We start from the raw sequence: 24,601 nt of genomic DNA, 5'->3' as shown, positions 1-24,601 counted from the left end.
CAAGGTTTTCTCTGGTCTGATCTGCTCGCTTATATCGCCGGTGCTTTTTTTGCTCTTCTATTGGACCGATCTATTCATTCAGCCCCTAAAAAGTGAAAAATACCTCGCTCTGGTGCGATGAAAATTACACTTTATGATAATAGCATCCCACTTAATTTTAAATAGCATTCAGGTAGTCGTTTAATGACAGCTCTGTTTCAACCTGTAACTTTTTGCGCAATCTATACCGATGGATTTCTACTCCCCTAACGGTAATATTCTGCAATTGTGCGATTTGTTTTGATGTGAAATGTAGCTTCAGATAAGCACATACTTTCAAGTCATTACGGGACAATCCGGGATGTTTTTCCTTTAATTTATTCAAAAAACCATCATTAAGCTCATCAAAATGACTAGCAAATTGATTCCAATTGGCACTATTTTTTTCAATGTCTTTCAATAGGTTGTTGATACGCCTTAGGTTTGAATCCTCATCCTCCCCCGTATCGAGCTTAGATAGTTCATCCCGTACTTTAATTAATGCCCCCGAATTTTCAAGCAACTGCATACTTGTACTTGCCAGTTCTTTAGTCTTTGCCATCACTTCGTGCGCTAACTTCTCATTATTCAGCTTCACAATTTCCTTTTCATTTTTCTCGATTTCCAGCTGATGGATATAGCGCAGTTGCGCCAATTGTTGTTCGTATTTCCGTTGTTGTTTGCGCTGTTCGATTTTCCGAAAACGAATCAGCCCCAATACGCCAAGCATACAGAGCAAAAAATAGAACGCTTTTGCCCATACCGTTTTATACCAAGGCGGCAGCACCACAAAGCTATATTCCTCCACATTGGATTCCTGGTTGAGGTTATTCCGTACCTTCACTAAGAACGTATATTGACCATTCTGCAAATTGGTGTATGACTTTTCTGACTGCTGGGTCCAAGAAGACCAATTCTCGTCATATCCCGACAGTTTATAACTAAACTCAAGATGTTGATGTATGCCATAACTTGGTGAGGAGAAGCTAAATCGGAAAGAATTGAAAACAGCGGGCAACTGTAGGACACTATCCTTTGCAGACGCTTGTCCCCGTTTTGAAGCATTTGAAAAAAAACCGCCAAAAATAAGGCTATCACCCTTCCCTGTTGCCACGATTCGCGATAGTATAACGACAGGTTTTACACTTTGTTTCAGGTATTTATCATAATTGATATGAAGCGCTCCTTTTTCTGCTCCTACATAGATATTATTTCGATCAAAACTATAGATATGTTCAAAGCCGGAGGTATTCATGCCTTCTATTTCTGGAAAATTAATCAGATGATAAGTTTCCTTTTTTGAATCAAATTGCCCCAGACCGACCGTTTTTTTTGTGCAAAACCAGACATTCCCATCTTGGTCATCCCTTAGATAGCGTATGGTCAGATCTTTAAAGGCAGCAAATTGCTTGCTTGGCACAAATCGCTTCCTAGCATAGTCATAATTGTAAAGCCCTTTTTCGGTCGCAAAGACCACCTGATTTTTTATTTTAAACACATAATTCTGATAATCCGCGGGGAGTCCCTGTTTTTGCGTGTAGAGTTGAGCCTGATATGACTTTCTATCCTGTGAAAGTGTTATGCGATAGATCCCTCTGTAGGGATGAGAAGCCCATATTGTTCCATGTTCATCCTGTTCAAGAAACCGAAAAGAATCCGAGGGCCCATTGAGCGGGCCTCTGGAAGAGAAAACGCCATTATGAAAATGCAATAGCTCCAATCCCTGATAGGTTCCGACCAAGGTCTCTTCAATCGGATAAACCATATTTAGCGGAAGCAATTTCCACGTTCCAATCCCCCGGCTTAATGGTCTGATGGAATGTCCCAGGATCTGAAATAACCCTTTATTGTGTCCAAGCAGCAATTGGCCATTAAGCTGTTCAAGGCGCCATGCCTCTCCGCCGTCGCTCCCCTGAAGAAGGGAGAATACTGACGGTGAGCGGCTTTGATCAAGCAGACCGTTTTTTATACCCGCATAATATACACCATTCGAGGAAGAGAGATAGAGTGTATGATTAAAGATCAGGGCAGAATATCCGGTCACATCATTCTCCATATTGGGTCTGAGATACCGAATGGCACTTCCATAACTTATCACAGAAATCACATTATCCGTACCGATCCATATATTCTTTTGTCGGTCCACGAAGACGGCGGTGACATTCTTATTTTGCAGACCTTCGCGGACACCGATCCGTTGTATGGTATTTCCAGCTAAGTTGCGTATGTGGCAACCTTCTTTTGCATTGCCGACAACAAAGGTTGAATCATCGATTTTCGCTAAGGACGGTGTGTAACTACCATCGCCATCTTGTGCATTCAATCGTGTCAATTTCATGTTTAATAACGCATATGTTTCGTTATTTAAGGTTGACAACAGCATACGATTTTTGCCAAAAGGCATCAATGAAGCGATTTTCACATTCTTAAAAGGCAAATCTTTTAGATAGGGAGTCCATTTATTATCACGAAACTCCAGCAAGCCATTCTTCTTATCCTGAGCATAGAGCATCCCCCCTGATTGCCCCATATAATACCATTCTACAGCCGCCGGGTGTACTTGAATCTTTTGTCCCTTTAATTCAAATATCACATTGGTCCCCCTAAAAAAGACCGATTGTCCTACACCAACCGTATTCCAGATGTCTGCAAAGTTCCAGTATTTTTCGGGAACTAAATCCTGCAATGACCGATAGACTAAACCCGATTGCGGTGAGCGTTCAAAATACCCAAAGTCACCTTGTCCACCAACATAAATTCGATCGTCGGCATCAATCCAGATCGAACGGATATTGGTGTGATTGGGCAGGGAAAATGTTTTCCAGTATCGTCCGTCAAAGGTCAGCAGCCCTTCGCTGTTACCAAAGTACATGATGCCATGACTATCCTGTTTGATATCCCAGGTACGGCTCCCTCCTTGGTATATGGATTTACTATAATTGTAGACCAAAGGCAAGCCAAGCAAATCCTGAGCAAGTAATGCATTTGAAAAAGCAGAAAATAGGATAAAAAAAAGGATGGCAAAACACTTCATAATAATTCCCTTCAATTGGCTGACGTAAACTTGACGTACCCCAAATATATTGAATTATAGCTGAAAAACCCAACATGAAGTAGTGTTGTAGTACCTTTAAAATTCATTTATCATATCTGTAAGGCTAATTTTGACTCTTGATAATTATAAACAATTCCTAAATTTCAATTCATTACACATGAAAAATAATATCAGTATTATTGCCGGTACTGTGCTGTTCTCCTGCCTAACGAATATGGTAAGTGCACAGAGCAGAACAATCAGTGGGCGGATTACAAACGAGCAGGGTAATCCTGTTGTCGCCAGTATCGTTGTACGGGGGAACTCCAAAATAGGTACAAGTAGCAATGAAAACGGGGAATTTACACTCGCCATTCCCGCCAACTTTAATGATGTCATCATCTCATCACTGGGATATGAAACGAAAATAGTACCAGTAAACGGAACTACGTTAACTATTCAACTCAAACAAAAAGGAGATTTCAATCTCGATGAAGTGGTTGTCGTGGGTTACGGTACGCAACGCAAGGGCGACCTAACTGCCCCTATTGGCACAGTAAATATGGAAGAAATGGTCAAACGTACCGTCTCCAATCCAATGGATGCGCTACAAGGTACAGTTGCGGGTGTGCAAATCGTAAGTTCGGGAGCACCGGGCTCATCACCCTCCGTTCGTGTCCGTGGGGTGGGTTCCTTTAACAATGAAACTCCGCTGTATGTTGTGGATGGAATGTTCATGGACAACATTGACTTTCTGAATCCAAATGATATCGCTGACATCTCTGTTTTAAAGGACGCTTCTGGTGCTGCAATTTATGGGGTACGTGCCGCAAATGGTGTCATTCTGGTAACCACAAAAAAAGGAAACCTAAATATGAAATCAAAAATTACATATAATGGTTTCGCTGGTTTCCAAACACCTACAAATGTCCTCAAAATGGCCAATGCACAGCAATATGCAGCCTATGCGACAGCCATTGGTAATGAAGCCTTCGTAAAAAGTTCGGTGCAAAAGTTTGGCGGGACCGAGACTAATCCTGCGATGGACACCGATTGGTTCAACGAACTCCTGCGCTCCAAAGCCCTGATCACCAACCATAACCTCGACATCATGGGCGGATCCGATAAAATCACCTATTCCATGGGACTTAATTACGTCAAACAGGATGGAATTATGGATGCCAGCAATATGAACCAAAAATACAATATCCGCATGCAGGCGGATGCCAAAGTAACAGACTGGTTAAAGGCGGGTTTTAGCGCGCATTTCAATAACTTCAAAACCTACTCACCGAATAATGCTGCTTTTAGACAAGCTTATTTCGCCTCTCCGCTCTATCCTGTCTATGATCCTTCCCTGGAACTCGCCAAACCAGAGAAATTCGGCTCGAGTACTGCAATCGGCATGCAATCTGGCTTTTGGTACAACAATCCCATCGCAACAGCCTTTTACAATACAAACCAAACAAAGGGTTTCCAGATCCTGCCTACCATCTATCTGGAAGCAACATTGTGGAAGGATAAGATCACTTTTCGTTCGCAGCTCAGCCAAAGGTATCAGTCCACACACAATATAAATTATAATCCGGTCTATTATATTGACAATGATCAGCGCAATGACCGCTCCTTTTTACGGTCAGCACAGGCTCGTAATACCAATTATATTTTGGATAACCTCCTAACGTATAAAGATCAGGCAGGTAAGCATCACTGGTCCCTGCTATTAGGCCAGTCTTCACGTGAGGAACGCTGGCGCGAAACCTGGGTCCAAGCCAATGATGTACCTGCATCCGAGGAGTTTTGGTATGTCGGCGTAGATGCCCAAGGTACTAGTTCAGCCACTGGTTATGGCGAAAAAGGATCTCGAAATGCAGGAATATCGTACTTTACCAGAGGTACTTATGACTATGACAACAAGTATTTGCTGACTGCAACATTCCGCGCGGACGGAAGTTCAAAATACCAAACGAAATGGGGTTATTTTCCATCAGTTGGTCTGGGCTGGGTATTGACACGCGAAAAGTTTATGGAAAACCAAAAGCTCTTCAATCAGTTAAAGCTCCGTGGAAGTTGGGGTAAATTGGGGAACGATGGTATCCAGCCCAATGCAGGTTATGCAACGATCTATTCCGGCAACAACTACTCGGGTATATTTGGCAGCGAAGGAGCAACAAATGGCATCCGAGTTCCCGGATACCGCGTCGGCCGCTTTTTTACCCAAGTCCGCTGGGAAGTTGTTGAAGAATGGGATGGCGGTCTGGATTTTGCTATGTTGAACAACCGTTTGACAGGGTCAGTAGATTATTACCACCGCACGACAAATGATCTTGCCTTTAGCCGGCCCATCCCCTTTTCTTGGGATCGTGTCTATGGCAACTGGGGCAGTGTGACAAACAGTGGCTGGGAGATTGGTTTGCAATGGAAAGACAAGGTCGGTGACTTCGGGTATGCAATAGGCGGAAACCTGACCACACTCAAAAATCGGGTAAAGAATCTTGGCGGACTGGAAAATATCATGAATGGTTATCCGGAATGGTCAGCGGAATTCCCGGCACGTATAGAGCTTAATCAGCCCATCAACTTCTATTATGGCTATGAAGTCGCAGGGGTCTACCAAAACCAGGCTCAGATTGATACGGATCCTATCGCAAAAAAATACAACCAACAAAATCCAAATACACCGATTTTACCCGGATATCTTCAGTACAAGGATCAGAACAACAATGGTGAACTTGATGAAAAAGACCGCGTCAACCTGGGCAATTACCTTCCGACCATTACTTATGGATTTAACTTAGCATTTGATTATAAAAAATTTGATTTAAGTGTTGCTTTTCAGGGTGTAGCCGGCAACAAGATCCATAATCTTAATCGCGCGATGCGCCGAAAATATAATCAGATGAACGCAGATGCCGCATTCATCGAAAACCTATGGACCGGAGAAGGAAGTAGTAATACACATCCCTCCGCAAAAGGTTCCGTTGCATCCTGGAATCTTCAAGCCAGTTCCTTTTTTGTTGAAAGTGGAGCCTATCTACGGATACAGAACATACAATTGGGCTATAACTTTGATCTGAACAAAATACCGGTACGTGTATTTGCAACAGCCGACCGGCCTTTTATTTTCACCAAATACAATGGATTTACGCCAGAAATATCCGGAATGGGATTCGATGCCAATGTGTATCCGATCGCCTCTACGTATAGTCTAGGTGTCAAAGTATCGTTCTAACTATTAACCCTTTAATTTAAACTGCATGAAAACTTTTAAATATATCCTGATTGCAAGCTGTTTAGGCATTTCTTTCGGCCTATCGAGCTGTAGTAAATTTTTGGACAAGCCCTTAGAAAACCAGCAGCGTTCTGAGGAGATTGATTACAGCAATACGGCTTTAATGTATGGTCCTGTTTCCGGTGTATATCGTTCGGCTTCAGATGATAATCTGGTGCACTGGATTGACCTTTCCATTCGTTGTATGCGCGATGACGATTACCAACAGGCTGCACCGAATCCGAATGACAACCCCGAATTAATGGGTATCAAAAATTTCCAAAATGACGTCACAATTCAATCGTATTGGGGATTAAATCAATCTTGGATCAGTTATTACAGCCTTGTTATTGCAGCAAACAATGCATTGATCGAACTGGATAACTTCGCCGCAAAAATCCCCGCATCTAATTCAGCTGACATCAAACTCAATAAACAATACAAGGCCGAAGTCAGATTTCTAAGGGCATACGCCCATCTCATGGCATCACGTCTGTTTGGAAATGTACCTATTTTAATTGACAGCGATAATATCGGTCGCCTGGCCACAATCAATAAAAGTACAGCCGCAGAGGTTCGCCAATTTATCCTTGATGAAATGAATGCCTGTTCGGAGGATCTTGAAGATGCGCGTCCTAATCAGTCCAAGCACGTTGGTGCGGTAACACGATATTCCGCGCTTCTTTTAAAAGCGAAAGCCGCAGCAGATTTGGCGGGAAATGATAACGGAAGTACCTATTGGAACGAGGTCCTCGATGCCACAAACAAAATTATCGCAAGTGGCAAATTTTCCTTATACCCCAACTACTATGAGCTTTTTAAAATTCCGGGAAAACTGTCCAATGAATCTATCTTTGAACTGCAATACTCCGATTTTGGATTAGGAACCGGGGATATTGTTCGTCCCGGTGTTGATTGGGGAACGTTTTTCAAGTGGCAAGGTCCTTCAGGTGATCAAAAAGGAAGTCCTATTTCTGGTGCCGGCTGGGTCCCACCTTCACAGAATATCGTTGATTTCTTAACCAATAGAGGCGAAACCGAACGGCTAAAAACGACAATCTTATACTGCGGTATCAACGGCAACCCGGCAACTACGGCAACAACACCAAGCGGCGATATTGTCTATGGGAATCCATTCGGTGTCAAATATTTCAACGGCAAGGCCTATCTTCCAAAATCACAGATGACAGCAGGTCGAATGGAATATGGGGCGAACAATAATGTGCGTATACTACGTTACGCGGATGTACTTTTATTAAATGCAGAGGCCAAAGTCAGAAAGGGACAAAATGGTGATGAACCTTTTCGTCTGATCCGTGAACGTGCCAAACTAACAGCAATTACAAATGTCACTTTAAACCAGATTTTGGACGAACGCCGCGCCGAATTTGCCTGTGAATGGTGGGGCGAGCGTTTCAATGACCTGGTCCGTACAGGACGGGCAAAAGAAGTATTCGGTGCAAAATTCACTCCCGGTGTAAGCGAGTTCCTCCCTATACCACAAACTCAAATAGATGCAAATCCTAACTTTCGATAAATGATGACAGCAGGAAGACTACTCGCTTTTCTATTGCTCAACCTTCTCTTCCTTCCCATCGGATGGGGGCAGCAAGGGAAACCCGTTAAAACAACAATTACTAAGGTCGACGGTGGCTTTACAATCATGCGCAACGGGCAGCCCTACTTTATCAGAGGGGCGGGCGGAACAAGCAATATGGAACAATTAAAAGCGTATGGAGGCAACTCCATACGCACATGGAGCCCTTACCAAGCAGATGAAATCCTAAATAAAGCACAACAGCTGGGACTTACGGTAACCCTGGGTCTCGACGTGAAAACAGAACGGCATGGCTTCGATTACAATGACCCGGTGGCGGTTGCAGAACAAAAAGAATACCTGCGTACAGTGATTCTGAAATACAAAGATCATCCGGCCCTATTGGCGTGGGGAATCGGCAATGAACTCAACTTGCATTACAGTAATCCCAAGGTCTGGGATGCTGTCAATGGCATTGCCAAAATGATCCATGAATTAGATCCCAATCACTTGGTTACCACCATGCTCGCCGGTATAAATCAAAAGGAAATTGATTATATTAAAAGCAAATGTCCGGCATTGGACCTTCTTGCCGTGCAGGTGTATGGCGGACTTGCCTCAGTACCTGAACAATTGCAAAAAACAGGCTGGAACAAACCCTATATCGTGACAGAATGGGGCCCTACGGGCCATTGGGAAGGCCTACAAACACCTTGGGGTGCATCGGTTGAAGAAACCAGCCACGAGAAAGCAGCCGTTTACAAAAGCCGATACGAAGCCTCCATCGGTCAGGACAAAAACTGTCTGGGCTCTTATGTCTTTCTGTGGGGACAGAAGCAGGAACGTACACCGACCTGGTATGGACTGTTCACCGAAGCTGGCGAAGAAAATGAGGTTGTCGATGTGATGCATTACCTCTGGTCGGGCAAATGGCCAGACAATCGGGCGCCACAGCTGGATTCCTTTTTGTTGGACAACAGGCAGGCAAAAGATTTCATCTATCTTGAATCTGGTAAAACCTATCCCGTAAAAGTCTTTGTACAGGATCCCGACGGGGATAAATTAAGGATACGCTGGGAACTTCTCCAAGAGAGCACTGACCTTAAAGAAGGTGGTGACCGTGAAGAACGGCCACAGGCGCTAGCCGGATTTATCAAAAATAGTGCGGATGACAAGGGTACATTAACTGCTCCTTCCAAAGAAGGTGCCTACCGGTTGTTTGTATATGCAAGCGATGGAAATAACAATGTTGCGACGGCAAATATCCCCTTTTATGTGAGATCAACTTTAAATAAGACCAGCGGCAGAGCCTATCACTTTTCGCCAGTGCCGATATGGTCTGATGAATTTAATTACTCGGGCTTACCGGATAAAAGTAAATGGTCCTACGATATCGGTTCCCTCTATGACGGCTGGGGAAACAATGAATTACAATATTATATGGAAGCTTCACGATCAAATTCCCTGGTGCAGGATGGCGTCCTGAAGATTACGGCGAAAAAGGAAAATAAAGGCGGTAAATCCTATACTTCCGCACGTCTGACAAGTAAGAATAAGGGGGATTTCACTTACGGCAGATTTGAGGCCCGGGCAAAACTACCACGAGGCCGTGGCACCTGGCCCGCTATCTGGCTGCTTCCCACCAATTGGAAATATGGTGACTGGCCCAATTCAGGGGAAATAGATATACTTGAACATGTTGGATACGATCAGGATGTGGTTCATATTTCTACACACACCCAAGCATACAATCATGGCATCAACACACAGAAAACAAGTAAAAAAAAGGTATCCGGCGTTTCCGACAGGTTTCATAAATATCGTATCGACTGGACTCCAGCCTACATCAAAGGATTTGTTGATGAACAGGAGATTTTCCACGTTGACAATGAAAACAAGAGTTTTAAAGAATGGCCCTTTGACCAGAATTTCCATTGGTTAATCAATTTGGCTGTCGGAGGCAACTGGGGTGGTAAAGAAGGTATCGACGACACAATATTTCCGGCAATATTTGAAATTGATTATGTCCGTGTCTATAATTTATTAGAATAAAGTTTCATTTGGTCGCTCCCTTTTAAAACCCGAAACCGCTTGTCAGATCACCTCGGCAGGCGGTTTCGGCTTTAACAATGATTTCTTTCATGATATTTTTTGTTCAAAAGCAGAAAAAAGTAAGAAGTATTTATACTTTTGAATGCACAAACGGCGATCAGCTTTTCTGGCATCCATTTTTTGAGACGAGAGATCAGAAAAAGAACCATAGCTGTTGTAAATATTAAAAGGATCCCTGAGCTAAAACACTTACTATGTACAATTTTAAAAACGACTATTCGGAAGGAGCCCATCCCCGCATTTTGGATAAACTCATTGCAACCAATCTGGTACAACAACTTGGATATGGAGAGGACGAGTATGCACAAGAGGCAAAAGCAGTTTTAAGAGAGAAATTGAATAATCCAGCCGCAACAATCCATTTCGTATCAGGAGGCACCCAAACGAACTTGTTGGTTATCTCATTTCTCCTCCGTGTCCATGAGGCCGTAATAAGTGCAAAAACAGGACATATTGCGGCAAATGAAACAGGTGCCATCGAGGCCACGGGGCACAAAGTGATTACGACTGAAACAGTAGATGGAAAATTAAGGCCCCAGGATATCGCTGAAGTATTAGCATCATATGCACTTGCTCCCCATGTGGTCAAGCCACGCATCGTCTATATTTCTAATTCAACAGAAATTGGCACAATTTACGGCAATGATGAAATCAAAGCTCTGTATCAATTCTGTCAGTCCCACCAGCTGTTACTTTATATGGACGGGGCACGGCTGGGGCATGCACTTACCGCGGAAAATAACGACTTAACACTTGCAACAATCAGCCGGTATACCGATGTCTTTTATATTGGCGGTACTAAAAATGGTGCGCTTTTAGGTGAAGCCATTATCTTTAATAGACCCGAATTGGCGATCGATTTTGATTATGCGATCAAGCAAAAAGGCGCCATGTTGGCCAAAGGACGTATTCTTTCCATTCAGTTTTTAGAACTCTTTAAAGATGATCTGTATTTCGATCTGGCACGGAAAGCAAATACACTGGCGATGCGTATTGCCACGGCGGTCCGCGAAAAAGGCTATACTTTCCTAACACAGTCCACCACAAATCAGCTGTTCCCAATTCTACCCAAAAAAGTTATTGACCGCTTAAGCGCAGATTATCAATTCTATATTTGGAAAAATATCGATGCGGATTATGCCGCCATCCGACTCATCACTTCCTGGGCAACCGATGAGGAAAAAGTCATGGCCTTTATCAAGGATTTACAGGAGGTATAAAAACATAGGACTAAAATTCATATTGGGATACGAATTTAGTACTCATAAAAAAACGCGCAAGACCTGTGTCCCTGCGCGTTTTTTTTGCTTTTATGACGATTAATCTTTGGGCTCCAAGGCTCTCCACACGCCTGCAGCAACCGCAGCACCCACTAATGGTGCAACAATAAATAACCACAATTGCGATAATGCATTGCCGCCGGCAAGAATTGCCGGACCGAATGAACGGGCAGGATTAACCGAAGTACCTGTAACCGGTATGGCTACCAAATGGATTAACAGCAATGTAAATCCAATGGCTAAGCCCGCCATCGTACCGTTTCCTACCTTTGATGTTGTTGCCAGTATGACAAAAAGAAAGAGAAAAGTTAAAACGGCTTCAATCAAAAACGCCGAAATGCTACCATATTCATTTTGGTAACCTTTCCCCCATCCATTAGATCCATACGCCCATTCGCCAGCTGTAAAACCTCCTAATTGACCGCTTAAAATCTGTTGCAGCACAAATGCCCCCAAAAGTGCACCGATAAATTGTGCAATGATGTAAACGATTGCATCCTTGGCAGACATTCTCCCAGCCAATAGTACACCTACCGTCACCGCCGGATTAATGTGACAGCCAGAAATTCCGCCAATGGCATAGGCAAAGACCACAACCGATAGACCAAATGCCACTGAAATACCCAAGAGGCCTAGCCCTGAAAGCCCTCCCATGGTATTGGCTCCAGCAATAGCGGCTGCGCCACAACCAAAGAGTACCAAACCAAATGTTCCAATTAGTTCGGCTACAAATTTTGAAGATGTTTTAATTTCCATATGAACCTGTTTATAACTTAGTTAACTCTAATGTAATCATTTTCTATATAAAAAAAGAATAAGGAATAAATTATTGTAGAACAATATCTACATCCCTAGAAAACTGCGGCAGCTTTGTATTTTTAGTTACATAGCATATTGGCTTATATTATTAACAACCTGTCGCCTCTTCAACTTCCCGAATTAGCTCCTGAAGGATATCTCCGGTTGAACCTTCCCGATAGGGATGAATGGATTGTCCAACCCAAATACCGACGAAATCTGTATTTTCTTTTGCCTTTGCCGCCCTTCTTAAGGCATTGGTTAATTTATTTTGATAGGGATACGGTAAAATATAATCCGTTCCATCCACAGTTTTTATGAAAGTGTTTGTAATTGCTCTGGTAAACCTTCCAGAAAAACTCCGGGTCAATACAATATCTGATTCTTTCACCTGACTTAAATGTTGTTTCTCAAAATCAAGTAACGCACTTTCCCTGGATTTAAGCAATAAACTGCCCACCTGAAAACCTGCCGCCCCCAATTGCTTTGCGGCAAGCAACGTTCGGGCATTATATATCCCGCCAGCATAAATCAGTGGTTTGTCAACATGATCATGTACTTGCGACAACAAAGAAAGTCCGCCAATCCGCGGAATGGCGGTCGCATGGAAACTTCCACGATGTCCCCCAGCTTCCAGTCCCTGCACGCAAATAATATCGATACCTGATGCCTCCAGGATCTGCGCTTCAGCAACTGAGGTGCAAGTACCGATAAGAAGTGTATTATTTTCCTTTAATAAAGCTATGCTCGGCTCATCCAGATTGCCGAAAGTAAAGCTAACGATTTTGCACTCGCTTGCGATAATGGCCGCGATCTGTTCCCGATAATCCGTCAGATGAATGTCCTCAAACTTTGGCAGCTCCACCTCCAATCCATGCTGATGAGCCAGTGTCGCTATAAATGAACGAACTTTACTGTAGTGAGATCTTAGATTTTCGGATACCTCGGGTATGCTATTAACAAAGATATTAACGGCAAATGGCAGTGCGGTCAGCCTTTTTGTTGCTGCAATGGCAGTGATACATTTTTCGTAAGGTAAGTCTCCCAGTGCCAATGTCCCTAGTGCGCCGGTTGCTGAAGCTGCTGCAACCATCTCAGGCGTCGTCACCCCAAACATCGGTGCCTGTACAATCGGATATGCTGTGCCTAATAGCGTTGTAATTTGAGTAGACCAGTTCATGATGAAGTGATTTTTATGTCCAAAAGTTAAATCGGATAACTTTATGGTGATTTCAAAACTAATTTAGTGCTTTTATTGGGCATTTTACAAGAATTAACCCCATTTATTCGATAGAATTTAAACCGGATAAAAAATTAATACCGTATATTTACATAGGAAATACAATTTTATGAAAATAGCTTTCTTCTCAACCAAACCTTACGATAAAGTCTTTTTTGAACGGGAAAATGAGACCTACGGTTTTCAATTCAGCTTTTATGAAACCCATCTTGGTCCTCATATTGTCAATGCAATTAAAAACGAAGAGGTTGTCTGTGTTTTCGTCAATGATAAGTTGAATCGACAGGTCATCGAAATCCTTGCGCAGAAAGGCATAAAGTTGATTGCCCTGCGATGTGCAGGTTTCAATAATGTCGATCTGGCGGCCGCGAAAGAATTCGGTATCCAGGTCTGTCGTGTCCCAGCCTATTCTCCAGAAGCCGTTGCTGAACATACGATGGCCATGTTATTGACACTCAACCGAAAAACCCACAAAGCTTATAACCGTGTCCGTGAGCAAAACTTTTCCTTAAATGGCTTGTTGGGCTTCAATATCCATCAGAAGAAGATTGGAGTTATCGGAACAGGTAAAATTGGGAAAGCATTTATTCGGATTGCCCAGGGCTTCGGTGCAGAGGTCATCGCCTTTGATCTGTATCCTGATCAGGACCTGATCAAAGCCGGTGTTCAATATACAAGTCTGGATCAGCTATTTAAGGATTCCGATATCATCTCATTGCATTGTCCGCTTACACCAGATAACCATTACCTCATCAATAAAGAATCACTGGCAAAAATGAAGGACGGGGTTACCATCATCAATACAAGCCGGGGCAATCTTATTCATACAAATGATGCCATTACTGCATTGAAAGAGCATAAAATAGGATTATTGGGAATTGATGTGTATGAACAGGAAGAGAAACTATTTTTCAAAGATCTCTCCGCAACCATTATAGAAGATGACACCATCCAGTTATTGATGAGTTTTCCAAATGTTTTAGTAACGGCACATCAGGCTTTTTTCACAACGGAAGCACTCACCCAAATTTCTCAACGGACATTAAAGAGTATCGCTGACATCCTGGCCACCGGAACGACAGACAATGAAGTAATATTATAGCACGGTATCCGAGAAGATCATTAACGTTTAAGATGAACAATACAGATAGCAATAAAGTTTTGAAAGGCTTTTTATTGGCTGTTAGTGCAGCCATACTTTGGGGTGTTTCCGGAACTTTTGGTCAATTCCTTTTTCAGCAACGAGGCGTCAATGTTGAATGGCTTATTACCATAAGAATGTTGATAACCGGTGCCTTTCTTTTAATTCTTGCAGGAATAAACAACCGCAGCGACCTATGGTCTATCTGGCGCAAGCGCAAAGATGCTATTGATCTGCTCTTATTTAGTATTGTCGGCGTGCTCGCCGTTCAATATTCATATTTTGCGGCGATCAACTATTCCAATGCTGCTACAGCAACGGTCATGCAATATACCGGCCCAGTCATGATCGCCATTTATATTGCATTAAAAGAGCGAAAATTTCCAAACGGCAAAACATGCCTGGCAATTATACTGGCGGTATTAGGTACCTTTCTATTGGTTACCCATGGTAAAATGGGCACGCTTTCGATCTCTGGAATCGCCCTATTCTTTGGATTGGTGTCTGCAGTAACACTTGCCTTCTATACCTTACAACCTGTTGATCTCCTAAGTAGGTACAAGTCAACCATTGTCATCGGCTGGGGCATGCTTATTGGCGGAGTTGCATTTTGTTTTGTCAGAGCTCCCTGGGACGTAGCTGGTGTCTGGGATATGCAGACCTATGCTTATACGTCGTTTATCGTTATTTTTGGAACGCTAATCCCCTTTTATGCCTATCTCACAGCCGTGAAATTAATCGGTGGACAAAAGACCAGTCTCCTTGCTTCCGCTGAACCCCTATCTGCGGCATTGCTGGCGGTATTATGGCTTAACACCCCATTTGCCTTTACAGACTGGATGGGTACCGCATGTATCATACTGACAATTATTTTACTCGGAACCGCAAAAGATAAAAAGCAATCCCTGCAGGTCACATAAATCATCTCTTTTTATAGTGTAACCACCATTCATCCAGCTGCTCAATAATCGGCAGCAAAGTCTTGCCCATTTCGCTCAGCTTATATTCTACACGCGGTGGTGATTCTGCATAAATCTGTCGGCAAAGGATACCATCGCGCTCCAGTTCACGCAATTGGACGGTTAATGTGGTCTGTGCCATATCATCCATCTCCCTTCGCAATTCTCCGAACCGTTTAGGGCATTCTTTTGCAATGGCTTTGATTAGTAAAACCTTCCATTTTCCGCCAATGATCTTGAAAATACCATTGACATCACAACAACTTCCAAAAAATTCACTTTTTTTTTCATCCATAATCACCTCATACTGACCATTAGTTCATAAAACCATACTAAGTACATCATTTATAACTACTTGACTATAAAAAATATCCAAACTACTTTTGACTATAAAATTATCAAAAACTTTGGCTATATGCGCTTCCGAATTAAAGATTTGCTTCACATTTGTATCCTATCCATTGGCATCTTTTTGTTTGTCATCGATCTATTCATTATCAATGTTTCCCTACCGACCATACAACAGTCTCTGGACCTGAGCAATAGTGCAACCCAGTGGATCATTATCTTATATATTATTGGCTACGCCAGCCTGCTGATCAATGCGGGCAATGCCGGAGACTATTTTGGCAAAAAGAAATTATACGTCATGGGTATGGCCGGTTTTACGTTTGCTTCGGTTTTATGTGGGCTGTCAAGCAATATCTACCTTCTGCTATTGGGCAGGTTACTGCAAGGGATTAGTTCAGGCATGATGGTACCACAGGGTATCGCTCTGATCACGCTGCTTTTTGAAGACGCCTCTAAGCGAGCTATGGCCCTGGGGATATATGGTAGCATCGCAGGTATTGCCTCCGTAATCGGACAACTGCTCGGGGGACTACTTCCCGATCAGTCATGGATCCATGAAAGCTGGCGCCTTATTTTCCTGATTAATATCCCAATAGGTATCCTCGCCTGTATCGCCGCTTACTGTTGTGTTCCCCGGGACCAGCCAAACCCTACATCCACGATTTCGTTTATACCGATGCTGAGTTTATTTATACTCTTGATGGGCCTAATATCTCCGTTGGTCATGGGTCCTGAGTTGCATTGGCCGATCTGGTCGATACTATTGCTGGCAGCTGCGCTTATCTTTACACTGTTATTCCTAAAAAAGCAGAAGAAACTGTACAAAACGGGACAAAAGTCACTTTTTAACTTCGCCCTTTTCCACAACAGGATTTTCAATCTGGGACTGATTGCAGCATTAGCCTATTATATGGTCCAGGATGCTTATTTCATTATTAACTCCAATTATCTACAGCATGAGAAAAGTTATACAGCAACAATGACAGGCATCGCTTTCGTCTATCAGGGTATAGGTTACGTAGTTGCCAGCCTGATGGTCAGCAGGTTTATTCAACACCATGGCAAAGCCGTTGTACTCACCGGGTTGGGAATAATGGTTATGGGACTATTTCTTCATTTACTTGTCCTCAATGAAGTAAGTGTCGCAAGCGATCAGCTTCATCTGCTCTTTTTCTTTTATGGGCTTGGCTGCGGCAGCGTACTACCATCCCTGATGACCTTAGCTTTAAAAGATGTCAGCAAAGAATTGATCGGCGTAGGATCCGCGATCTACCTTACCGTACAACAACTGTCCATTTGTCTCGGTATTGCCTTTGTTGTTGGCCTGTTCCTACATGAAAATGGGAATCCATTTTTCAGGCTGAACAATATCAAGACAGCATACGGCGCTGCTACTACGGTATCCATCTTATTATTGCTATTGGTGGCCTGTTGTATTGTCTGCTTACCGGCAATTGGGAAAAAGAAGGGTAACTGTATTACCGCTCAACAAAAGCAGGACTGTGAAGTATAATAATGCCAATGAAATATTGGCGTAAAAATGAGAAGACTACAATTAGTCTTTTGGTTCGTATTTTTTAAACAGCGCGTAGTCATAAGGGATATGCATGCTTAAAGACTTGGCTTCCCATGTATCGCCTCCCTCGGGAAGATAAAAATCATAGGCATTGTCCAGGAAATTCTCCCCATCAGGAGCCTCCTGCCAATGTTTCTTCTCGCGGTTATAGAGTAATATCATGCAGCTTACACAGTGTTTGTTGCCTTCTTTTTTGGGGTTTTCATAGCATTGGCCAATTTTGATGTTCAACTTTTGCTGAATGATCACATCTGTCAATCGCTTATTTGTAAGGTAAATTAAAGCCAATTGTGCATCTTCATCTGTGGGAGACTTCTTTGCGGGAATCAGTTTATCAAATTGAGCTTTTTTAATCCTCGCCATCTCTGCCGATTTGAATTCGGGAGCAAGAAGATTAGTATCGATAGGTCGAAAGTCCTCCACATCAGCGACCCTGGTGACACCGGGTTCCAAAGAGGCTTTGCGGTCTGCGGTATCAGCATCCAATGCCGTTGTCCGTCCGGTATTTTTGTCAAACACCTGCCCCAGTTCCGACAAATGATGCCCGATATGGTTAAAACCAACAACATAGCGTAAAAAAACAAAACCTAAGGCTAGTACAGCTAAACCTATTATTAAGCCTTTCTTACTCCCCGCCCCCTTGCTTTTGTCCCGTTCTACTTCCAAAAAAGAAGACGGTTCAGGCTCTCCCCTGTCTGAAGCTTCGCTATTGGGCACTTCGTCGTAATCAACTAAAAACAGGTCTTTACCATCGAAAATATCTATATCGCCTTCGTCAAATAGTTGAACAATATCACGAGCCGTTTTAAATTTTACATTTGCACGATTGGCGATCAGATCAATGGCTCCGTCGCGATTATCCTGTTTGATCAAATCGATGATGATTTCTTTTTCGATTTCAATTTTATTAACGAGAATATTTTTGTTCATCTAATTTTATGTTCTTTTCAGTTGATTCCAGCTGTCGTACTTGCTTTACGCAGTTCAAAAATGAGATTAATAAATGAAAGATCAATGAAAATTTCGTCCTTTATAAAAAACATGTGTTACGCGCTCATCCTCTTCTGCCAGATTTGCCAATAAACCGGACATATCAAAGCAACGTTCAGCAATAATATGGATCACTTCACCTTCAACCTGCACTTTCCCAGCAACCATAAATAATTTCGCCCGGAGAATCTCTTTTCGGTATTTTTCAAATACCTTACTCCAGATGACCACATTTGCAAAGCCGGTATCATCTTCGATGGTAACAAATAACACGCCTTTGGAAGTCCCCGGACGCTGCCGTACGGTAATCAATCCACAGACTTTAACAGGCATATTATTTTTAATCAGCCCTAGTTTTTCAGTTGGAACCACATGGAGCAGATCTAATTTGTCACGTAGGAAACTCACCGGATGCGCTTTGATAGACAGCCCGGTCCTTGCATAATCCGCTACGACATGTTGGCTGGGGCGCAACAAAGGTAGTTCAATCTGCCCTTCAGCAATTGATGCTGAAGGTTTCCCTTCGAATATGCCAATGGGCCGATCACCCAAAGCTGTGATTTCCCACAGTGCCCGTCTACGGTCGATGCCAAGCGAACGAAAGGCGTCTGCCTCGGCTAAGCGCTCCAGTCCCGACAGGGATACTCCGGCTTCCATCATTGCCGTGATCGTTGAATACCCCTGTTTACGCCCTTTGGTCAACACCCGGGCCTCTTCTTCCGAAAAGCCTTTAATCTGACGAAGTCCTAAGCGCAGGGCATGCTGTTTGCCCATATCACCTTCCAGGGTGTTATCCCAAAGGGAATGGTTGATATCTATGGGGAGAACTTTCACACCATGCCGCCCGGCATCAATTACGATCTGTGCCGGCTGATAGAATCCCATGGGCTGGCTATTGAGCAGAGAAGCCGAAAAAATATCAGGATAATGGTATTTTACCCATGAAGAGACATAGACCAGCAGTGCAAAAGAGGCCGCATGGCTTTCCGGAAATCCATAGCTTCCGAATCCTTCCAGCTGCCGAAAGACGCGCACGGCAAACTCTTCCGTATAACCTTTCTTCACCATACCGTCAATCATCTTTTGCCTGAAAAACGACACCTGCCCTTTTGCCTTAAAGGTCGCCATGCTACGGCGCAGTTCATCTGCTTCAGCGGGGGTGAATCCGGCCGCAACAATTGCAATCTCCATGGCCTGTTCCTGAAAAAGCGGAACTCCCAAGGTTTTTTCCAGAATCGCCTTAATTTCATCTTTGGGATAGTCCACACCCTCTTCCTTGTTACGCCGGCGCAAATAAGGATGTACCATATCCCCCTGTATCGGTCCCGGACGTACGATGGCCACCTCGATAACCAGGTCATAAAACTTCCGTGGCTTTAACCGCGGTAGCATGGACATCTGCGCCCGGCTCTCAATCTGAAATACCCCCAGCGTATCGGCATGACAGATCATATCATACACCTTCGGGTCATGGTCAGCGCCAATGCCTGCCAAAGTCAGGTCCAGTCCATAATGTCTTTTGGCAAGATCAAAAGCCTTCCGGATACAAGTCAGCATCCCCAAAGCCAATACATCCACTTTCAGGAAGCCCAGCGCCTCCAGATCATCTTTGTTCCACTCCAGGTTGGTCCGGTTATCCATGCGGGCATTTACCAGCGGACAGAGTTCATGAAGATTGCCCTGTGTGATGACAAATCCGCCTGTATGCTGGCCCAGTTGCCTTGGAAACCCAATATACTGATGGGTCAGTTCAAGCACTTTACGTAAATGCGGATCTTCGGGATTAAATCCCTGTTCCACTAAACGTTCAAGATCAATGCTCTCATCCCAATGACTGCTTACCACACCCGCCAGACGGCCAACGGTGTCCATGGATAGCCCCATCGCTTTTCCAACATCGCGAACAGCCCCTTTAGCCCGTACCTGCGTCACTGTGGCCACAATAGCCGCACGGTTGCGCCCATATTTCTCATAGATATACTGGATCACCTCTTCACGGCGTTCATGTTCAAAATCAACATCTATATCCGGTGGTTCATCCCGGGCATCAGACATAAACCGCGCAAAGAGCAACCTAAACTCAGCGGGGTTGACCGAGGTAATACCCAGACAATAACAAATGGTCGAATTGGCGGCCGAACCGCGTCCTTGGCACAAAATACCTCTTTCCTTGGCAAAACGTACATAATCATAGACGGTCAGAAAATAAGAAGCATAATTTTTCCGTTCGATAAAATCAAGTTCCATCTGGATGGTATCACGGATGGTAGCGGGGATCTGGTCACCAAATCTGCTCTTCGCCCCCTTCCAGGTCAAATAGGCCAGTTCTTCCTGCGCAGTACGTCCATTGGATGACAATTCATCCGGATACACATATTTTAAATCGTCCAGCGAGAAACAGCATGCCGTTGCTATTTCCATTGTTCTGACGATAGCATCGGGATATGGCCTAAACAGGCGCTCCATCTCCGCCATAGGTTTCAGATAACGCTCGGCATTGGGATATAATTTAAATCCGGCGGTCCGGATGGTACATTTCTCCCGGATACAGGTCAAAACATCCTGTAACTCCCGCCGTTCGGGAATATGATAATGTACATCACCCAAGGCAACAAGAGGGATAGCAAGATTTTCGCCCAGTTGCTGCATGCGGAATAAAAGCTTTGCATCGTCACCACGATAGAGCCGTTTGACACCTAAATACAAAGCCGTCCCCAATTGCTGCCTGTATTCCGTCGCAAATGCGATAAATTCCGCTTCAAGCTCAAATCTGGCGGTTAATCTGTCAGGGGGACAAATAATAAATTTGATACCTTCTTGATACTGATAAACATCGGATCTATAGAGCGCGCATTTACCTTTTTCGGCGCGCAGATTACCTACGGTCAATAAGGACGACAGCCGTCCATAAGCTTCCTTATCCGTTGGATAAGCCAATAAGCTTGGACCATCCTGCAGGTCCAGACGACAGGCCGGGATAAGAGTGATCCCATGTTTTTTAGCGGCGGTATGGGCACGAACAATCCCTGCAAAACTATTCCGGTCAGTCACCGCAATTTTCCGATACCCCAATTGTGCAGCACGTTCCATCAGCTCCTCCGGATGGGAAGCTCCTTCCAGAAAGCTAAAATTGCTGGTCACCTGTAATTCACAATATCCCCTCATTATGCAAAAAAACCATGTAAAAACCATTGATTGGGCGAACGGTCATCGTAGTGCCCCGAGCGATAGAGCCAAAATCGTCGTCCTTTCTCATCCTCAACAGCATAGTAATCACGATGCTCCCCCTTATCTATCCACCATTCCCGCTCTATACGCTCGGGCCCATCCGCCTTTTTTACGGTATGGACTTCCCCCTTGTACCGAAAAAACAGGGGCGGATAATCCGGAATAGGCGCTGTGACCATAATCGGTTCGGGGGTACTCAATAAACGGGTGGGACGAGGTCTGTCAATTTGCCAGTCAACAGTGGGTACCTCCTGTGCTGAACGGGCTATTTTCATGGACCGTTCAGGCCAATAATGTGCCGCAGGCAAATAGCGTGAAATTTCACAGGCGGGATCTCTGCTTTTTAGACGGTCCAATAATTCGGTTACCACAGGATTGTCCAGTCCGATACGATGGCTCCATAAATTCTCCTGCACAGGGTCTGCCTCTTCCACTTTGGGAATTTCCAATATAAACAGTTCAATGCCCAATGCAGGTTCTATCTGTGGGATTTTCAGGGCAAATAACTGAAATAAATGCTGTTGGTGTGCTGTCGCCCGATTGGTTCCGATGCTGATCTGTTCTATTTTCCCGTCCACCCGATGGCATTGTAACACCGCTTCCCGAACACCCTTACCTTCCCCGGTTAAACGTTTACAGATGTTGTTTAAAAGCTGCTGCAGGGCAAGTTCAATGCCATTGGCTGTACGAATGGGCTCCAGGCAGGGCAAACGTTCTTCGTAAGGAAAAATAGGTTTTATAGAAACAATAAATTCATCCTCATCCCCGATGGCCTGATCCAGGCGGAGTACTAAATCTTTTCCAAAACGTCTGCGCAGAGCTGTGCGCGGCATGCGCGCGAAACTTCCGATTGTTTTTAATCCAAGACTTTGTAAGCGTTGCAGTACAGTTGCCTCCAGCCGTAGTGCCTGTGGAGGCAAATCCAATATAGCATCAAACTGTTTATCCCCCTCCACAATGGCATTTCCATTTCCGAAACGGGCGATTGCCCAGGCCGTGCCGATCGTATCCGCAATACCTACACATACGTCATAACCATGCCGTTTAAACCGGGAGACGATATGCTGTAAATAAGATTCTTCTCCCCCCCAAAGATGAGCACAACCACTGATATCCAAAATAATCCCCTCGGGCAGATCTATCGCCACAAGCGGTGTATACCGGATACACCAATGGGCAATGTTGTGGAGCAACTTTTCGGTTAATCCCGAACGTTCATTGACCACTTTTAAGGAAGGTAAAAAAGCCTTAGCATCCGCAATGGCCAGACCTGGATACACACCTTCCTGCTCAGCCAGGGCGTTACAGGCATTGGCGATCAGCTTGCCATGCGTAGAAATTGCCAATACAAAGGGGATTTCTTTGAGCTGAGGTTGTCCAACAGTCATCCAATCTGTTTTTAGATGGCGAAACCATAAGGAGGCAAATCGCTTTTTCATGCCAGTCCCAGATGAGCATAAGATTGTTCCCATTCTTCCGGAAGCGATCTTGTTTTAGCAACAGGTTCAAAACCGCCCGCAGTCCATGTCATCTGCCATCGCCCCGGATTTCCATTCCGCACTTTAAGTAACTCGATATCCCAGCTTGGATGGCCAATTCCCGGTAGTCCATCTTCCAGTTGGCTAGGTCGCGAACTAATTTTCCAGCGTGCGGCACAGGCTGTTGCTCCCAATAGCTTCGGATTGTGCTGCAGTATAAACCCTGTCACACCACTTTTCTCCACAGCCAGTTGCAAACGCCGCGACTGTACAAAGTCCAATTGATGTATCTCCGCCAGTACCGCTGTGATTCCCTCACATTTCAGCGCCTCTTCCATTGCCCATAACAGGTCCTTTTCCCTGCCCATACGGACAAAAATGACCTTTTCTGGATCGACACCAAAAGATTTAATAGCCGTGGGAAATAACGTATGAAAGCCACTTATCCAAATGCAAATCCCATCGCTTCGCATCAGTTTTCCCAACAAGCCGGCTATAAAACCACAAGAAACGGCACCTCCTACCCGATCAAAACTAACAAATTCATGAATCACTCCCTTGGGGAAAATCCCGTTGGGGAAAGCCTCCTCCAATGGGCCAAGACCCATTGGAAGCACATCAGCTGATTTTTGCTTTATTCCCTGCCATACCAGCAAGTCTTTTTTCAATTGGCCGATTAAAGCTTGTTTTTCTTTTGTTTGCATAGCCACCTCCGTCTTAAGTTTAAGCAAATTTAATACTAAAATATTTAGTATTAAAACGAAGTCGCTATATTTTTTAGTTTTTAAACATTACAAAGTAGAATAAGTCCACTTTTCATTCCAAAAGAAACCTATATTTTCATCAGAAATCACTCAGAAACTGCTGGATAACATCCTTCTTTCTGGTCGCTACCGGAATCATTTTGCCATCTGCCATTTCCAATTGACCATCCTTAAAATATTTTTTGATATAGTTTGCATTGATCAGGTAGGATTGATGGCAGCGGATAAATTCGGTGTCGGGCAACATGGTTTCGAAGTGTTTAAGTACTTTAGAAACCATCATCGGTTTGTTGTCTTTGATGTAAAATGTGGTATAGCCTTTGTCGCCATGACAGTATAAAATATCGTCGATATTCACGATCTGTGTATATTCAAAGGTACGCAGTGCAATCCTTTTGGGTTTATTTGGTGCCTTCAAATAATTCTCGGCCATATTTAACTGCATGCTATTAAACCTGTATTCCGTATTCTTCTTATAGCATTTTTCAATTGCTTCTATAAATTGCTCAGGCACCAAAGGTTTCAATAAGTAGGCGATGGCACCAATATTCAGTGCTTCAATGGCATATTGATTAAACGCTGTAATAAAAATCGTATTAATATCCAACTTAAGCTCGGACAGAAAAGACAGGCTCGAGCCATCTTTTAATTGAATATCCGCCAAAATCAAATCGGGATTAGTGGCCAGTAATTCCCGCTCGGCCTGAGCAATGGAAGGGCTATAGCCAACGATCTGAACATAAGGAATGCTATCCAGGAGTGACTTTATATATAAGTATATATTATACTCATCTTCAAGAATATAAACTTTCATAACATTGATT

The 24,601-nt window shown here is 43.8% G+C and carries 16 protein-coding genes; 7 read left to right on the top strand and 9 right to left on the bottom strand.

The genetic code is table 11. The features are described from left to right. Positions 1 to 157 precede the first annotated feature (157 nt). Positions 158 to 3,052: a two-component regulator propeller domain-containing protein gene (locus G6053_RS12800; RefSeq protein ID WP_165306677.1), complete on the bottom strand. Its 2,895-nt coding sequence runs from the start codon at positions 3,050 to 3,052 to the stop codon at positions 158 to 160. A 178-nt stretch (positions 3,053 to 3,230) separates the two neighbouring features. On the opposite strand from G6053_RS12800, the gene G6053_RS12795 reads away from it, so the two are divergent. The 4 genes from G6053_RS12795 to G6053_RS12780 all read left to right on the top strand — a co-directional run bounded on the left by G6053_RS12795 (position 3,231) and on the right by G6053_RS12780 (position 11,192). Then, positions 3,231 to 6,284: a TonB-dependent receptor gene (locus tag G6053_RS12795; RefSeq protein WP_165306676.1), complete on the top strand. Its 3,054-nt coding sequence runs from the start codon at positions 3,231 to 3,233 to the stop codon at positions 6,282 to 6,284. A 25-nt stretch (positions 6,285 to 6,309) separates the two neighbouring features. Then, a complete protein-coding gene (locus G6053_RS12790; protein ID WP_165306675.1) occupies positions 6,310 to 7,860 on the top strand; it encodes a RagB/SusD family nutrient uptake outer membrane protein in 1,551 nt (516 codons plus the stop codon). Then, positions 7,861 to 9,912, top strand: a complete 2,052-nt coding sequence (locus G6053_RS12785; protein WP_165306674.1) for a glycoside hydrolase family 16 protein — start codon at positions 7,861 to 7,863, stop codon at positions 9,910 to 9,912. A 254-nt stretch (positions 9,913 to 10,166) separates the two neighbouring features. Beyond that, complete coding sequence (locus G6053_RS12780; protein ID WP_165306673.1) at positions 10,167 to 11,192, top strand: aminotransferase class I/II-fold pyridoxal phosphate-dependent enzyme; 1,026 nt, start codon at positions 10,167 to 10,169, stop codon at positions 11,190 to 11,192. A gap of 99 nt (positions 11,193 to 11,291) precedes the next feature. Here G6053_RS12780 and G6053_RS12775 read toward each other — a convergent pair whose 3' ends face one another. Then, positions 11,292 to 12,008: an MIP family channel protein gene (locus G6053_RS12775; protein ID WP_165306672.1), complete on the bottom strand. Its 717-nt coding sequence runs from the start codon at positions 12,006 to 12,008 to the stop codon at positions 11,292 to 11,294. 151 nt (positions 12,009 to 12,159) lie between these two features. Beyond that, complete coding sequence (locus tag G6053_RS12770) at positions 12,160 to 13,230, bottom strand: nitronate monooxygenase (protein ID WP_165306671.1); 1,071 nt, start codon at positions 13,228 to 13,230, stop codon at positions 12,160 to 12,162. Positions 13,231 to 13,399: 169 nt separating this feature from the next. Between G6053_RS12770 and G6053_RS12765 the strand changes: the two genes are divergently transcribed. Together G6053_RS12765 and G6053_RS12760 are read left to right on the top strand one after the other, a co-directional pair. Next, positions 13,400 to 14,392: a 2-hydroxyacid dehydrogenase gene (locus tag G6053_RS12765; protein WP_165306670.1), complete on the top strand. Its 993-nt coding sequence runs from the start codon at positions 13,400 to 13,402 to the stop codon at positions 14,390 to 14,392. A gap of 32 nt (positions 14,393 to 14,424) precedes the next feature. Next, entirely contained in the window at positions 14,425 to 15,351 is a 927-nt protein-coding gene (locus G6053_RS12760) for a DMT family transporter (RefSeq protein WP_165306669.1), read from the top strand. 1 nt (position 15,352) lies between these two features. On the opposite strand, the gene G6053_RS12755 is transcribed toward G6053_RS12760, so the two are convergent. Continuing rightward, positions 15,353 to 15,685 carry a helix-turn-helix domain-containing protein gene (locus G6053_RS12755; RefSeq protein WP_108631862.1) on the bottom strand — a complete coding sequence of 111 codons (333 nt, stop codon included), beginning with the start codon at positions 15,683 to 15,685 and terminating at the stop codon, positions 15,353 to 15,355. Positions 15,686 to 15,805: 120 nt separating this feature from the next. Here G6053_RS12755 and G6053_RS12750 point away from each other — a divergent pair, with 120 nt between their 5' ends. Continuing rightward, positions 15,806 to 17,254, top strand: a complete 1,449-nt coding sequence (locus tag G6053_RS12750) for an MFS transporter (RefSeq protein WP_165306668.1) — start codon at positions 15,806 to 15,808, stop codon at positions 17,252 to 17,254. A gap of 42 nt (positions 17,255 to 17,296) precedes the next feature. Here the strand turns inward: G6053_RS12750 and G6053_RS12745 are convergent, their stop codons facing one another. The 5 genes from G6053_RS12745 to G6053_RS12725 form a co-directional block, all read right to left on the bottom strand. Then, a complete protein-coding gene (locus tag G6053_RS12745) occupies positions 17,297 to 18,247 on the bottom strand; it encodes a hypothetical protein (RefSeq protein WP_165306667.1) in 951 nt (316 codons plus the stop codon). Between the two features lie 81 nt (positions 18,248 to 18,328). Next, positions 18,329 to 21,472 carry an error-prone DNA polymerase gene (locus G6053_RS12740; protein ID WP_165306666.1) on the bottom strand — a complete coding sequence of 1,048 codons (3,144 nt, stop codon included), beginning with the start codon at positions 21,470 to 21,472 and terminating at the stop codon, positions 18,329 to 18,331. Further along, a complete protein-coding gene (locus G6053_RS12735) occupies positions 21,472 to 22,974 on the bottom strand; it encodes a DNA polymerase Y family protein (protein ID WP_165306665.1) in 1,503 nt (500 codons plus the stop codon). Before G6053_RS12735 ends, G6053_RS12740 begins: the two co-directional genes overlap by 1 nt. Then, positions 22,971 to 23,717, bottom strand: coding sequence for an Error-prone repair protein ImuA (locus G6053_RS12730; protein ID WP_165306664.1), 747 nt, complete (start codon positions 23,715 to 23,717; stop codon positions 22,971 to 22,973). Before G6053_RS12730 ends, G6053_RS12735 begins: the two co-directional genes overlap by 4 nt. Positions 23,718 to 23,856: 139 nt before the next feature. Further along, complete coding sequence (locus G6053_RS12725) at positions 23,857 to 24,591, bottom strand: LytTR family DNA-binding domain-containing protein (protein WP_108631868.1); 735 nt, start codon at positions 24,589 to 24,591, stop codon at positions 23,857 to 23,859. Positions 24,592 to 24,601 lie beyond the last annotated feature (10 nt).

This window comes from Sphingobacterium sp. DR205 (assembly GCF_011064245.1).
GTDB classification, from domain to species: domain Bacteria; phylum Bacteroidota; class Bacteroidia; order Sphingobacteriales; family Sphingobacteriaceae; genus Sphingobacterium; species Sphingobacterium athyrii.
Note: the sequence above shows the minus strand (reverse complement) of the source record. Positions and strands in the feature narration are given on the sequence as shown.